At 48.1% G+C, this 14,671-nt stretch carries 14 protein-coding genes; all 14 read left to right on the top strand.

The features are described 5' to 3' along the window. Nucleotides 1-148: 148 nt before the first annotated feature. The 14 genes from MKX80_RS02635 (at nt 149) to MKX80_RS02700 (ending at nt 14,639) form a co-directional block, all read left to right on the top strand. A complete protein-coding gene (locus MKX80_RS02635) occupies nt 149-2,200 on the top strand; it encodes a BglG family transcription antiterminator (RefSeq protein WP_268310408.1) in 2,052 nt (683 codons plus the stop codon). 16 nt (nt 2,201-2,216) lie between these two features. Continuing rightward, nucleotides 2,217-2,498, top strand: a complete 282-nt coding sequence (locus MKX80_RS02640) for a PTS sugar transporter subunit IIB (RefSeq protein WP_154995666.1) — start codon at nt 2,217-2,219, stop codon at nt 2,496-2,498. A 23-nt stretch (nt 2,499-2,521) separates the two neighbouring features. Continuing rightward, complete coding sequence (locus tag MKX80_RS02645; RefSeq protein WP_339227901.1) at nt 2,522-3,895, top strand: PTS ascorbate transporter subunit IIC; 1,374 nt, start codon at nt 2,522-2,524, stop codon at nt 3,893-3,895. 14 nt (nt 3,896-3,909) lie between these two features. Continuing rightward, the gene (locus MKX80_RS02650; RefSeq protein ID WP_182071075.1) at nt 3,910-4,752 is read left to right on the top strand and encodes a transketolase; all 843 of its coding nucleotides are present in this window, start codon (nt 3,910-3,912) and stop codon (nt 4,750-4,752) included. Beyond that, on the top strand, nt 4,749-5,702 hold the full coding sequence (locus tag MKX80_RS02655; RefSeq protein WP_268310409.1) for a transketolase family protein: 954 nt from the start codon (nt 4,749-4,751) through the stop codon (nt 5,700-5,702). The genes MKX80_RS02650 and MKX80_RS02655 overlap by 4 nt, the downstream gene beginning before the upstream one ends. A gap of 73 nt (nt 5,703-5,775) precedes the next feature. After that, nucleotides 5,776-6,531, top strand: a complete 756-nt coding sequence (locus tag MKX80_RS02660; RefSeq protein ID WP_154995672.1) for a Cof-type HAD-IIB family hydrolase — start codon at nt 5,776-5,778, stop codon at nt 6,529-6,531. 287 nt (nt 6,532-6,818) lie between these two features. Continuing rightward, nucleotides 6,819-7,580 carry a 5-oxoprolinase subunit PxpA gene (gene pxpA, locus MKX80_RS02665; protein WP_268343166.1) on the top strand — a complete coding sequence of 254 codons (762 nt, stop codon included), beginning with the start codon at nt 6,819-6,821 and terminating at the stop codon, nt 7,578-7,580. Nucleotides 7,581-7,604: 24 nt separating this feature from the next. Next, nucleotides 7,605-8,816 carry an NRAMP family divalent metal transporter gene (locus MKX80_RS02670; protein ID WP_154995676.1) on the top strand — a complete coding sequence of 404 codons (1,212 nt, stop codon included), beginning with the start codon at nt 7,605-7,607 and terminating at the stop codon, nt 8,814-8,816. Further along, entirely contained in the window at nt 8,813-9,613 is an 801-nt protein-coding gene (locus MKX80_RS02675; RefSeq protein WP_261763392.1) for a putative hydro-lyase, read from the top strand. The genes MKX80_RS02670 and MKX80_RS02675 overlap by 4 nt, the downstream gene beginning before the upstream one ends. Before the next feature lie 101 nt (nt 9,614-9,714). Then, nucleotides 9,715-10,425 carry a 5-oxoprolinase subunit PxpB gene (gene pxpB / locus MKX80_RS02680; RefSeq protein ID WP_182071073.1) on the top strand — a complete coding sequence of 237 codons (711 nt, stop codon included), beginning with the start codon at nt 9,715-9,717 and terminating at the stop codon, nt 10,423-10,425. After that, a complete protein-coding gene (locus MKX80_RS02685; protein WP_154995680.1) occupies nt 10,422-11,435 on the top strand; it encodes a biotin-dependent carboxyltransferase family protein in 1,014 nt (337 codons plus the stop codon). The genes pxpB and MKX80_RS02685 overlap by 4 nt, the downstream gene beginning before the upstream one ends. A gap of 31 nt (nt 11,436-11,466) precedes the next feature. Then, nucleotides 11,467-12,216, top strand: a complete 750-nt coding sequence (locus tag MKX80_RS02690; protein WP_154995683.1) for an IclR family transcriptional regulator — start codon at nt 11,467-11,469, stop codon at nt 12,214-12,216. A gap of 88 nt (nt 12,217-12,304) precedes the next feature. Beyond that, nucleotides 12,305-12,943, top strand: coding sequence for a GDSL-type esterase/lipase family protein (locus MKX80_RS02695; protein ID WP_154995685.1), 639 nt, complete (start codon nt 12,305-12,307; stop codon nt 12,941-12,943). A 271-nt stretch (nt 12,944-13,214) separates the two neighbouring features. Next, nucleotides 13,215-14,639: a PTS mannitol transporter subunit IICB gene (locus MKX80_RS02700; RefSeq protein ID WP_154995687.1), complete on the top strand. Its 1,425-nt coding sequence runs from the start codon at nt 13,215-13,217 to the stop codon at nt 14,637-14,639. Nucleotides 14,640-14,671 lie beyond the last annotated feature (32 nt).

A 14,671-nucleotide genomic window follows, 5' to 3' on the forward strand; every position in this document is an offset into this window, starting at 1 on the left:
AACATTTTTTGAGAGGTTTTTATGCTTTTACGATAAAAAAGAAGGATATCAGACCAATCTTGAAGATCGGAAGTCCCATGAATTGTGCCCAATCGGCAAACAAAGTGAAAGCGCTTTATTATATGATGACAATAAGGGGGGCGCAAAAATGATCAACGAGAAACGTCCGGCTCAATTGCTCCAATATTTGCTGCGTGTCAGAGAAGCGACAATGCATCAGCTGCTTGATCATTTTCAATTATCGAAACGGCAAATCTGCTATGACCTTGAGAAAATCAATTATTGGCTGAACGAAAAACAGCTGCCTGAAATCGAGTATAAAAGAAAGAACAGGCTGGCCGTTCCGGAAAAATTGCTTGAATTGCGGTTCTCCGAAGCCTGTTCAGACATCGGCCGCTCATTTATTTTCACGCAGGAAGAGCGGATCAAAGCCTTGTACATGTTTCTGTTTGTCCGCAGAGAGCCGATTTCATCCGCTCATCTGACACAGTTATTGCAGGTCAGCAAAAATACGGTCATGAATGATGTGAAAAAAGCGAATGAGGCGCTGGCTCCGTTTTTGGTGACAATCAAATATACAAGACAGCGCGGCTATCATTTAATAGGAAGCGAGTTTGATAAAAGAGTTCCGGTCATGCACCACCTTTCATCTTTCCTGCAAAAGCCTTACGGCAAAGAAATCCTTCATTATATTTTAAAAATTTCCGGCTCGCACGATCACACACAACAAGAAATCAAAAGAGCGGTTGAACTTGTCTCAAAAGAATACGGGCTTCAACTCGTTGAAGAAAGGCTTAATGAATTTATCCACTTTCTGATGATGTATTCGATCAGAGTGGCCGAAGGAAAAATTGTCCGTTTTCACCAGGAGGAGGGGGAGCTTTTAAAGCAAAGTCCGCTGAAAAACGCAGCCGTAAGGCTTGTGAATGAACTTCGGATTCCCGTCCATGAAACCGAACTTTGCTACATTTTGATTCAGCTGCTCGGGCTTTCATTCGGACAACAGCCGGCGCATGATCCGCTTTATCAGCTATGTGAAAAGCTTGTGTTTGAATTTGAATCAAGAGCATGCATCACATTTCCAAGGAGGCGCGAGGTGGTGGAATCTCTTTATCGGCACTTGAAGCCGGCATATTTCAGAATGAAATACCGCATCCCGATTTACAATCCCCTGCTCAGCAAAATTAAGAAAGAGCACAAAGAACTGTTTACCATCGTTCAAAAGCTGATGCGGCACCTTGAAGCGCTGCTGAACAAACCGGTTCCAGAGGAAGAAATCGGCTTTATCACGATACATTTTGGTGCATTGCTTGAGGAGCCGGTGCAGTCCGGGTCATCCAAAAAGACGGCTGTCGTCGTCTGCCCGAGCGGTGTCAGCTCATCCTTGATGGTCAGGCGCCAGCTCGAATCGCTATTTTCAGAGATTGTCGTTGAGAAGGCGATGCCTTTGCAGGAATTCACACCTGACGTCTTTGAGCATTATGATGCTGTGTTTTCCACTGTTGAGCTTAAAACCAAAAAACGATACTACATGGTCAGGCCGCTGATGACGCCCGCTGAAAAAAGCAGGCTTGTCAATGAAGTGTATCAGGAAATGTTCGGTGTGAAGCAAAGGGAGCTTTTGACAGACGAATTTCTTCACATTCTCAAGAAGCACGCCAGTATCATAGACGAAAAAGGACTAAGAGAATCATTGAAAAATATTATATTTGTTCAAAAAGTGACGGAAACAAGGGGGAAACGACCAGTGCTGAAAGATCTGCTGACAGACGAAACCATTCAAATGGCTGACCAAATCAATAGCTGGGAAGAAGCGATTCAAACAGCGGCAAAGCCTTTGCTTGATAAGGAGGTGATCTTGAAGGAATACACAGATGCGATGATCGACAATGTCAAAACGATGGGACCTTATATGATCATCGGCCCCGAGATTGCCGTCCCTCATGCAAGACCTGAAAAGGGCGTCCGAAAGGTGGGAATGAGTCTCCTGAAACTGAAGGAGCCGGTCTATTTTTTGGATGATGAACAGTATCCGGTAAGGCTATTGTTTTGCATTGCGGCGGTTGACCATACGACACATTTGAAAGCACTTTCCCAACTGACCCGGCTTCTCAGCAATAAGGAAAATCAGGACTCCTTAAAGGAAACCGAGTCGTTGGAGCATATCAAACGTTTAATCGAAGCCTATTCATCCAATTAAAAACAGGAGGGATAACATGAAGATATTGGCCGTTTGCGGATCAGGACTCGGAAGCAGTTTTATGCTTGAAATGAATATTAAGGACATTTTGCAGGAAATGGGGTTGGTGGAGATCGAGGTGGATCATTCGGATTTGAGCTCAGCGTCTCCTGATCAAGCGGATTTGTTTGTCGTTGCCAAAGATATCGCGGAAGGAGCATCCCACCTGCGGGATATCGTCGTACTTGAAAGCATTATAGACATGGATGAACTGAAAACAAAACTGGTTAAAACATTGCAGAAAAAAGGAGTGCTTTAATCACAGAAAAGGAGGAACTGCAAATGGGTGAAAGAGCACTAAAGTTGATGATGGATGTGTTGAGCCAGCCAGCTGTATTAATTGCAGCCATTTCTCTTATCGGTCTTCTGCTTCAAAAAAAGCCGGCCAATGAAATTGTGAAAGGGACGACGAAATCGTTTTTAGGTTTTATCGTGATTTCAGCCGGGGCTGGTATTCTTGTTGGTTCGCTTGAGCCGTTCGGAAAGATGTTTCAGGCAGCCTTTCATGTGAACGGCGTCGTTCCGAACAATGAAGCGATTGTCGCGATGGCGCTCAACGAATACGGAACGGCGACAGCGCTGATTATGTTTTTCGGGATGCTGTCCAACATCTTAATTGCCCGTTTTACCAGATTAAAATACATTTTTTTGACGGGCCATCACACATTGTATATGGCTTGTTTAATCGCCGTCATACTGGCGGTGGCGGGGTTGAAGGGCCCGTTTTTGATCGGCGTCGGAGCGGTTTCACTCGGCTTGACAATGAGTGTGTTTCCGGCGATGGTTCAGCCTTTTATGAAAAAGATAACCGGCAATGATAAGGTCGCGTTCGGCCATTTTTCTTCAATCGGTTACGCTGTGTCCGGGTTAATCGGCAAAGCAGCAGGCAAGGGCTCGCGCTCAACTGAAAAAATCCGGTTTCCGAAGGGCCTCGGATTTTTAAGGGATAGTTCTGTCAGCATTGCACTCACCATGACCATCTTGTACGTTTTGATTGCCTTATTTGCAGGAGCGGGCTATGTGGAGCGCGAGTTGAGCGGCGGTACGCATTACCTTGTCTTCTCCGTTATTCAAGCGGTCACATTTGCGGCAGGGGTGTTTATTATTCTTTCAGGAGTCAGACTTGTGCTCGCAGAGATCGTTTCGGCATTTAAAGGCATATCTGACAAGCTTGTGCCGGATTCCAAGCCTGCACTGGATTGTCCGATCATTTTTCCGTACGCGCCAAACGCCGTATTAATTGGCTTTTTTTGCAGCTTCATTGGCGGCATCACCGGCATGTTGATTCTCGGAGCAGCCGGAGCCGTCATCGTTCTTCCCGGAGTGGTTCCGCACTTTTTCACAGGAGCCTCGGCCGGCGTCTTCGGGAACGCTGCAGGGGGGATACGGGGAGCGGTCTTGGGGTCTTTTGTCAACGGTCTGATCATTACGTTTTTCCCTGTGTTTCTGCTGCCGGTCATGGGTGATTTAGGTTTTGCCAATACGACATTTTCCGATACAGATTTTGCTGCGACAGGAATCGTGCTTGGGCATGCGTTGAAACTGCTGGGGTCTGGAGGAGTTGTAATTGGAATCGCAGCGGTCTTGGCTGGCGCGGTCTTGCTGGGCTTTAAACGCGGAAAGGCGGAGAAGTCCGATCATAAAGCTGAAGCATAAAGGAGTGGGCAATGATGTCAGTGAGAGAAATCGATATGGAGCGTTTTCGTGATCAAATCAGGCTGCTGACACTGAAACAGCTTCATCACCTCGGTTTTGGGCATTATGGAGGCAGCTTGTCAATCGCCGATGTGTTGGCCGTTTTATATGGAAAGGTGATGAAAATAGATCCCGCCAATCCGTCGTGGGAAGATCGGGACTTCTTTATCCTTTCAAAAGGGCACGGCGGCCCCGCCTTGTATGCAGCGCTTCATCTTACCGGCTATTTTGAAGAAGATGTGCTCTATACGCTAAACCAAAACGGCACGGCTCTTCCGTCGCATCCTGACCGGAATTTAACACCGGGAGTCGATATGACGACCGGGTCGCTTGGCCAGGGGATCTCGGCTGCAGCAGGAGTCGCGCTGTCGCATAAGCTTTCAGGACGCACAAACCGCACCTTTGTCATTGTCGGCGACGGGGAGCTGAATGAAGGTCAATGCTGGGAAGCGATTCAATTCGCGGCACACCATAAGCTCCACAATCTTTATGTGTTTGTGGATGATAATAAACAACAGCTGGACGGTCCGACTAAAGATATTATTGATCCGCTGGATTTTGTCAGCAAATTTTCAGCCTTCGGGTTTTATTCCGAAAGGGTAAACGGACATGAACCAGATGCCATTTATCAAGCGGTCAAAAGAGGAGAAGCCCAGCGGGAAAGGCCGGTTGCCGTCATCCTTGATACGGTGAAGGGAAAGGGCATCCCTTATTTTGAAAATATGGAGAACAGCCACCACATTAGAGCGAATGATGAGCAAAACCGCATGATCGAAAAGATCATTTTGACGCTTGAAGAAAAGGAAGTGAGGGCATGAATGAGGCGGCAGCAAATGTAAAGCTGGATGCTGTCGAAATGAGGCAGGCATACAGCTCAGCCGTATATGAACTGGCTCAAGAAAACGCGGACATCGTGGCCTTGGAAGCGGATTTGATGAGCTCGATCTCCATGGACAAAATCAAACGGCGCATCCCCGAGCAAGTGATCAATTGCGGTGTCATGGAAGCCAATATGATAGGGCTTGCGGCCGGGCTTTCGTTAACCGGAAGAATCCCGTTTGTTCACACGTTCGCTCAGTTTGCGACAAGACGCTGCTTTGATCAGCTGTTTGTTTCAGGTGCATATGCCAAAACAAACATCAAGATTCTCGGTTCAGATTCGGGTATTACGGCTGAACATAACGGCGGTACCCATATGGCTTTTGAAGATTTGGGACTCGCCCGGCTAATCCCAAATGCCTTTGTTTATGAAGCAAGCGATGCGACAATGCTCAAATTTTTGATCAAAAGGGCTGCGGGAGAGTATGGCATTCACTATATTAGGACGATCAGAAAAAAAGCCGTCAGACTTTATGATGAACACGAAACATTTGCAGACGGAAAAGCAAAAGTTCTCAAAGACGGCAGCGATGCGGCGTTGTTTGCCAGCGGTATCATGGTCGCGGAAGCTTTGCAGGCGGCGGAACTGCTAAAAGAAAAAGGGATCGATGCAGCGGTCATCGATATGTATTGCATCAAGCCGATCGATCAAGAAACCGTGATTCGTTACGCACAAAAAACGAATGCGATTGTCACGGCAGAAAACCATAATGTCATAGGCGGATTGGGAAGCGCAGTCGCGGAAGTGCTGAGTGAACATTATCCCGCTCCGCTCAAGAGAATCGGGGTTCATGAAGCCTTCGGACAGGTCGGGACGATCGATTATTTGAAAAAATATTACCGTTTGACCGCAGAACATATCGCACGGGCGGCGGAACAGCTCGTTTAAGATTTCTTTGTCCTGGCCGATTTTTATATTAGAATAGATAAAAGCCTAAAAAAAGTGAGGTATCTTAAATATCGTGTCAGTCAGTCAAAGAGATCGAATCGATGTGAAGCTAGTAGCTCTGGATATGGATGGAACACTATTAAATGATGAACAGACCATTTCTGATGAAAACAGAAATGCGATTAAAGAAGCAGAGGAAAAAGGGATTTATGTCGTGCTCAGCACCGGGCGGACGCTGATGACGTGCCGGGAGTTGGCGGAGTCGCTCGAACTGTCTTCTTTTTTGATCACGGCAAACGGCAGTGAAATCTGGGATTCGTCTTTCAACCTCGTTGAACGCCAGCTGCTTCATCCCGATCATGTCCAAATGATGTGGGATTTGCGCAATCTGCACAACACCGATTTCTGGGCCGCCAGCGTCGATAAAGTGTGGAGAGGCGAGTTTCCTGAGGATATTCAGGCGTATGAATGGTTGAAATTCGGCTTTGATATTCCGGATGACGACGTCAGAAGCCGGGTCCTGGAAGAGCTGAAAAAGAACAAAGAATTGGAAGTCACCAATTCAAGCCCGACCAATATTGAAGTCAATGCCATCGGGATCAATAAAGCGGCCGCTTTGGCAAAAGTATGCGAGCGCCTCGGTTTTACGATGGAACATGTGATGGCGGTCGGAGACAGTTTAAATGATATCGCCATGATCAAAGAAGCGGGTTTAGGCGTTGCAATGGGGAACGCCCAGGAAATCGTCAAAGAAACCGCGGACTGGATTACGGATTCCAATATCGAACACGGAGTCGCAAAAGCGATCAGGCATTGGGTTTTGTCCTAGCCGAAAAAAGAGCCGATTTGCGGCTCTTTTTTTGTACAAAATAAAAAATATTCATGGACTGAAGCAAGCTGAAAAAACCTTGTGAAACCAGGTTTTTCAGTTAAAAGTTTTTAGGAAAAATGATTTATTTTATGTGAGGTTTTCTAACAATATGATGCCAAGCGGGCAAATCCTTGATATAATCAATTCAAGTTTGATTATTCGGAATTAAGGTTCCGAAAAACGGAACAAAACGAGGGATATACTAAAATTCGACCGAATGTGCATCAATATATAGGGGGGATTTGATGAATCAAGTTGATTTAAACTGCGATCTTGGAGAAAGCTTCGGCGCTTATAAAATCGGCCTGGATGAGGAGATTCTCGAATTTGTTACATCAGCCAACATCGCTTGCGGATTTCACGCCGGAGACCCTGGCGTCATGCGCAAAACCGTCAAAATGGCGGCGGAAAAAGGCGTGAAAATCGGCGCGCATCCGGGACTTCCCGATTTAGCGGGATTCGGGCGCCGCAATATGGCGATTACGCATGAAGAAGCATACGATCTTGTCGTGTATCAAATCGGTGCGCTTTCAGGATTTCTAAAGGCCGAAGGCGTGACCATGCAGCATGTGAAACCCCATGGCGCACTGTATAATATGGCAGCGCAAAGCCGGGAACTGGCGGATGCGATAGCGCGTGCAGTTTATCAAACAGACCCGGAACTGATTTTATTCGGTTTGGCGGGAAGCGAACTTGTGCTTGCCGGTGAAAGAGCCGGTTTGAAAACGGCTCACGAAGTGTTCGCCGACCGTACATATCAGGAAGACGGAACGCTGACTTCCCGCCGGCAGAATGATGCGCTGATTCATGATGATGATGAAGCCGTCGGTCAGGTGATCCGCATGGTGAAAGAAGGTAAAGTCCGCAGCCTGCAAGGAACGGATGTCAGCCTTAAAGCAGATACGGTGTGCATTCACGGAGATGGTGCACACGCGCTTCAGTTTGCGAAAAAAATCCGCCGTGAACTCGCAGCAGCAGATATTAAAATACAAGCCTTTTCCACATGATGTTGACAAAAGGAGGAATACCATTTGAAACAAAATAAAAAAACAAAAGCGTCATCAAGCAACTGGACGTTGCTTTTGGGCGCCGCTTTTTTAATGGCCACATCCTCAATCGGGCCGGGATTTTTAACGCAAACCACAGTATTTACACAGAGCTTGGCTGCAAGCTTCGGCTTTGTCATCCTCGTTTCCATCATTTTAGATATTTTCGTCCAAACCAATGTGTGGAGAATCATTGCGGTTTCTGAAAAAAGAGGGCAGGAAATCGCCAACCTCGTCTTTCCGGGACTCGGCTATGTCATCGCCTTTCTCGTCGTTCTGGGCGGGCTTGCTTTCAACATCGGCAATATCGGAGGTGCCGGTCTCGGCCTGCAGGTTTTATTCGGCATTACACCGCAGACAGGTGCCATTATCAGTGCCGTGATCGCGGTTTTGATCTTTGTCATTAAAGAAGCGGGAAAAGCGATGGACCGGTTTACGCTGATCGCGGGCTTTGTCATGATTTTGTTGGTGGTGTACGTTGCGATTACTACCGGGCCTCCGGTTGGAGAAGCGGTAACAAAGACGATCATGCCTGATAAGATCGACATTCTTGCGATTGTGACGCTTGTCGGCGGTACGGTCGGCGGATACATTACATTTGCCGGCGGACACCGTTTGCTTGATGCGGGTGTTAAAGGGAAGGATGCGATTCCCGAAGTAACGAAAAGCTCTGTTTCCGGCATTTTGATTACATCTGTCATGAGGATTGCGCTTTTCCTTGCCGTACTTGGAGTCGTCTCAAAAGGCCTGCAGATTAATCCGGATAACCCGCCGGCTTCTGTCTTCCAGCTTGCTGCGGGAAATATTGGCTACAAAATCTTCGGCCTCGTCATGTGGGGAGCTGCCGTTACATCTGTAATCGGCGCTGCTTATACGTCCGTATCGTTCTTTAAAACATTTTCTCCGAAAATCGAAAAGAATTCGCGCGGCATTATTATTGTCTTTATTATCGTATCAACGATTTGCTTTGTAACAATTGGAAAGCCGGTCAACCTTCTCGTTCTTGCCGGCGCATTAAACGGCTTAATCTTGCCGATCGCACTCGGCTCCCTTTTGATCGGCGCGTATAAGAAGAATATTGTCGGCGACTACAGGCACCCGATCTGGCTTACAATTCCGGGTATTCTGGTCGTTATTGTCATGGCCGTCATGGGAGGCTATACGTTAATCAATGAAATTCCTAAGTTATGGGGATGATATCGTTGCGTCATGTAAATGAAATGCGTCCTGACGAAGTCAGGGCCCTGATTCGAAAAGGGGAAATAACGGGTCCGACGGCCGGCATGGCCGGGGGTTTTACCCAGGCAAACCTGGTGATTTTGAAAAAAGAGCTCGCTTTTGAGTTTTTGCTGTTTTGCCAGCGTAATCAAAAGCCGTGTCCGATTCTCGATGTCACGGACCCCGGATCTCCGGTTCCGTCCATCACGGCGCCGGACGCCGATATCCGCACCGATTTTCCAAAATACCGTGTATACAAGCGTGGCGAATTGGCGGATGAAGTGACAGATATCTCTTCTTTATGGGAAGACGACATGGTCGGGTTTTTAATCGGCTGCAGCTTTACGTTTGAACAAGCGTTAATCAATAACGGAATCCCTGTCAGACACATTGAAGAAAAGCGTAATGTTCCGATGTATCAAACGAATATTCCTTGTGTCCCGGCAGGCCGTTTTCAAGGGCCGATGGTCGTCAGCATGAGGCCGGTTCCGCAAGAGCAGGCGGTGCGTGCCGTTCAGGTTACATCAAGGTTTCCCGCCGTTCACGGAGGGCCTGTCCATATCGGCAGTCCTGAAGCCATCGGTATAACAGACATCGCAAAACCCGATTTCGGTGATGCGGTCACGATAAAAAAAGGGGAAGTTCCGGTATTCTGGGCTTGCGGCGTCACCCCTCAGGCCGTCGCAATGCATGTAAAGCCGGAGCTGATGATCACGCATTCGCCCGGCCATATGCTGGTTACCGATGTTCGGGACGAACAATTTGGTGTGTTATAGGATCTCAAGATCAATACAGAGCGGTTTATCTGTATTGATTTTTGATTTAAGGGGATGAAAGGCAAGGTGAAACAGAATTGAAAAATCTATCGAATGTGACAATGTCTCCGCTCGGCGACTCAGCGGTTATCATTCAGCTCGGAGAGGGGATAAGCGAACAGACGCACCGTGTCGTCAGCGCGCTGACAAAGCGGATTGAAAACGAGCCGTTTCCCGGTTTTATTGAGTGTGTGCCGGCTTTCACGAGTGTGACCGTTTTCTATCAGCCATTTGAAGTATACCGCAAGATGGAGAGCTGCAAGGCTGTTGATTCTCCGTATGAAAAGGTAAAAGCCCTCATCGAACATCATCTCCAAGAGCTCACAATGGAAGAAGAAACAAATCAGCGTACGGTGGAAATTCCGGTTTGTTACGGCGGCCGTTTCGGCCCTGATTTGGAGGAAGTGGCCGACATCAACGGACTGACTGCACAGGAAGTCATCGATATTCACACCTCGGGTGAGTACCTCGTTTATATGATCGGCTTTGCGCCGGGATTCCCTTACCTAGGCGGAATGTCTGAAAAGATAGCCGCGCCGCGGCGGTCATCTCCGCGGACTTCGATTCCCGCCGGTTCTGTGGGAATCGCCGGCATGCAAACAGGCGTCTATCCCCTTTCAACGCCGGGCGGCTGGCAGCTGATCGGCAATACACCGCTTGAATTATTCAAGCCTTATGAACAGCCTCCGAGCCTTCTGAGAGCAGGGGATATCGTGAAATTTGTCAGCGTGACAGAAGAGGAGTATCACGCGCTGAAGGAGGGAAAATCTTGAGCATAGAAGTGTTAAAGCCGGGTCTGATGACGACGGTTCAAGACTTGGGCCGCGCAGGTTTTCAAAAATACGGGGTGCTTGTCAGCGGGGCCATGGATGCCGATTCTTTGCGGATTGCCAATCTGCTCGCGGGGAACAGCCAGAACGAAGCTGCACTTGAAGTGACGCTGATGGGACCGGGGCCGTCTCTCCGCTTTCAAAAACCGGCTCTTATAGCGGTGACGGGCGCTGACTTTTCACTGATGGTAAATGACGAAGAAGTCCCGCTTTGGCGTCCGGTTTTCATCAAAGAAGGCAGCGTGTTGACATTCGGCATGTGCAAGCGCGGAAGCCGTGTATACATGGCGGTGGCCGGGGGGATTGATGTGCCGCCTATTATGGAAAGCAAAAGCACATATGTCAGAGCAGGGCTCGGCGGCTTTCAAGGAAGGGCGCTTCAAAAGGGAGACGTGTTATCGCTAGGCAGCCCGACGCCATTGTCGGAAGCGATGCACAAAAAGCTCGCAGACCATGGCAATAGCCGGGGCTTTGCGGCTCCGAAGTGGGCTGTCGACCGCAAATATTTTCTCCCATTAAAAAAGAACCCGGTCATTCGTGTCATCAAAGGCGATCAGTTCGCTTGCTTCACCTCATCATCGCAAGAGCGCTTTTTCGCGGATACATTCCGGGTGACGGCCAAATCCGACCGGATGGGGTACCGTCTTCAAGGAGAAGCGCTCGAACTCACTCAGCCTCTGGAAATGATCTCTGAAGCGGTATCGTTTGGAACGATTCAGGTGCCGCCCGACGGCAATCCGATCGTTCTTCTCGCAGACAGGCAGACAGCTGGCGGATATCCGAGAATCGCCCATATCGTATCCGCCGATTTTTCGCAGGTCACGCAGATGATGCCGGGCGAGCAGGTGCAGTTTCAGCTTGTCAGCCTTGAGGAAGCAGAGCGCATTTACATCGAACGGGAGACAAAAATCAGCGAACTTTCTGCCCGATTGAAGCTTGAATACATGTTATGATAGGTGTGATGTGTATCAGGAGGGGGAAGGCATGGAACATAAAAACAAAACAGTTGTCAAAGCCATGACCCTGCTCAATCTGTTCCTGACGAGAGAAAGGCTCTCACTGGGCGACATGATTGAGCTGACAGGCATGCCGAAAACATCTGTCTACCGCATGGTTTGTTCTCTCGAAGAAATGGGTTTTCTCGACCGTGACGAGAACGGGATGTATGCTTTAGGACTGCTGTTTTTACAATACGGCCACCTTGTTTCAGAAAGGCTTGATATTCGAAAAATCGCTCTGCCTATCATGGAAGAACTCCGCGATGACGTGGATGAAGCCGTCCATTTAATCGTAAGGCAGGGAAATGAAGCAATGTATATAGAAAAAATTGAGGGCACGCAGACCGTTCGTCTCTATACAGCGATCGGGAGGCGGTCCCCTTTATATGCCGGAGCCTGTGCGAGAAGCATTCTGACGTTTTTGCCAGAAGAGGAGCGGGATGCCTATATCAAGAAAACAGAGCTGGTGCCGATCGCTTCCGGCACGATTCGGGATAAGACCGAGCTGATCCGCACTTTGGACGAGTCGTACCGGAGCGGCTGCACGGTCAGTCATTCGGAGCTCGAAGACTACACCTCCGCGATTGCCGCGCCGATTTTCAATCATAAGCGCGAAGTCGTGGCCGGGATCAGCATCGCCGGGTTTGAAGCCCGCTTTCAGAAAGACCGCCTTCCTTACTTGACCGAAAGAGTGAAAAAGGCGGCGCTTGATATCTCGAGAAAATTAGGTTTTTAGGAAAAAAGAAAAGTATCCTTTCAACCCTTTGCCGAGTACATATATGGTAGCTGCCGCGAAAAAACGGCATACCGGAGGGGGAAAGGAAATGATGCTTCAATATACGGCTCTCGGCGATTCTCTAACCGTCGGGGTCGGTGCAGGTTTGTTTGAGCCGGGATTTGTCCAGCGCTATAAAAGGAAAATGGAAGTGGATTTGAACGAAGAAGTTTCTTTGCTTGTATTTGCAAAATCGGGTCTTGAGACGTCGGAAATTCTAGCGATGCTGAACGAGCCGTTTATCATGGAACAGGTCAAAAAAGCGGACGTCATCACGATAACGGGCTGTGGCAATGACCTTCTGCAATCGCTGGAGATATATGAAAAAGAAAAGGATGAACACGTCTTTTTGGAAGCTTCCTCCCACTGTCAGAAAAACTACTCAGGCATGCTTGAGAAAATCAGAGACATAAAGGGAGAGAAAGATACGCGTTACCTCGTCCGTCTTCTCAATTTATACAACCCTTTTCCATCAATTGAATTAGCGGACAAATGGATTTCCGGCTTTAACAGGCATTTAAAGCAGCTCGAGTCCGCTCCGCAAATCAAGGTGATCGATACTTATGCTGTCTTTAAAGGACGCGAAAAAGAATATTTGTCAATTGACCGTGTGCATCCAAACAGCAGAGGGTATGAAGCGATGGCGGAAAAGCTGAGAGCGGCAGGCTACGGGCCGCTGAAAAGCTGAATATGATGAAGAAAGACCATTCCAATCAGGAATGGTCTTTTTTTGTGCTAATCGTCAGCGAGCCTTTATTTTCCTAGAGTCGGCCGCAGCAACCGGAACCAGACTGAAAAATGAAACTATTAAATTTTGTCACACGGCTCCTGCCAAAGTACCGTTTTCTTTCAATTGAGCAGTCATCTGTAAGCGTTTTAATATAGAGATAAGGAGCCGACATTATTCGACATCATTTTTTTATCACAGGCTTGAAAGGACAACAAAGGAGGGTTATGAAATGGAAGAAAGACAAAATTCAGATTTCAAAGTAAAGATTCAACGTTTCGGAAGCTATTTGAGCGGAATGATCATGCCGAATATCGGCGCATTTATCGCATGGGGGATCATTACCGCCCTGTTTATTCCGACGGGATGGAAGCCGAATGAAGCGCTTGCTTCATTGGTTGATCCGATGATCAAATTTTTGCTGCCGCTCTTGATCGGATACACGGGCGGTAAGATGGTGTACGACCACCGCGGAGGCGTCGTTGGTGCGACTGCAGCGATCGGCGTTATCGTCGGCGCGGACATTCCGATGTTCCTCGGCGCAATGATCATGGGGCCGCTGGGCGGTTACCTGATGAAACTGACGGACAGGCTTTTCAAAGATAAGGTCCGATCCGGATTTGAAATGCTAATCAACAACTTTACAGCCGGAATTCTCGGCTTCATTCTGGCAGTGCTCGGCTTTCTAGCAATCGGTCCGGTGGTGCTCGGCTTGAACAAAACATTGGCCGCCGGCGTGGAAGTGATCGTCAATGCGAATTTGCTTCCATTGGCAAGTATTTTTGTAGAGCCTGCGAAAGTTCTTTTCCTTAACAACGCGATTAACCACGGGATTTTGAGCCCGATTGGTATTGAGCAGGCCGCCCAGACAGGAAAGTCAATTTTATTCCTATTGGAGGCGAACCCAGGTCCGGGTCTCGGGATTCTTTTAGCTTATATGATTTTCGGAAAAGGTACATCAAAGCAGACCGCTCCGGGCGCTGCAGTGATCCATTTCCTTGGCGGGATTCACGAAATTTATTTCCCTTACATTCTGATGAAACCGCTGTTAATCCTGGCTGCAATAGCGGGCGGAGCGAGCGGTGTACTGACGTTCTCCATCTTTAATGCGGGGCTTGCGGCTGTTCCTTCACCTGGAAGTATTATTGCGGTGCTGGCGATGACGCCGAAAGGCAACCATATCGGCGTGATCCTTGGTGTTCTCGTTGCAGCAGCCGTTTCATTCATTGTAGCTTCTTTGATTTTGAAAACGTCTAAAGCCGGCGAAGAAGATTTAACGGCCGCAGCGGAAAAAATGCAGCAAATGAAAGGGAAGAAGAGCCAGGCCGTTTCTGCATTGACTTCGGCTGATCAAGCGGAAGAATCGGCGGCTCAGTACGAAAATGTCGGCAAGATCATTTTCGCGTGTGATGCCGGAATGGGCTCCAGTGCGATGGGGGCATCCATTTTGAAAAACAAAGTCAAAAAAGCAGAACTCGATATCGACGTATCCAATACATCGATCAATAATCTGCCGGAAGATGCCGACATCGTCATCACCCATAAAGACTTAACGGAACGCGCAAAAGCGAAGCTTCCAAACGCCAGACACATATCGGTGGAAAATTTCCTTAACAGTCCAAAATACGACGAACTGATCAATCAGCTTAAAAAATAAAGTTTGAGAACCCGTGAGCCTGTCAATCAGGC

It is taken from the genome of Bacillus sp. FSL K6-0972 (assembly GCF_037976035.1).
In the GTDB taxonomy this organism is placed as follows: domain Bacteria; phylum Bacillota; class Bacilli; order Bacillales; family Bacillaceae; genus Bacillus; species Bacillus haynesii.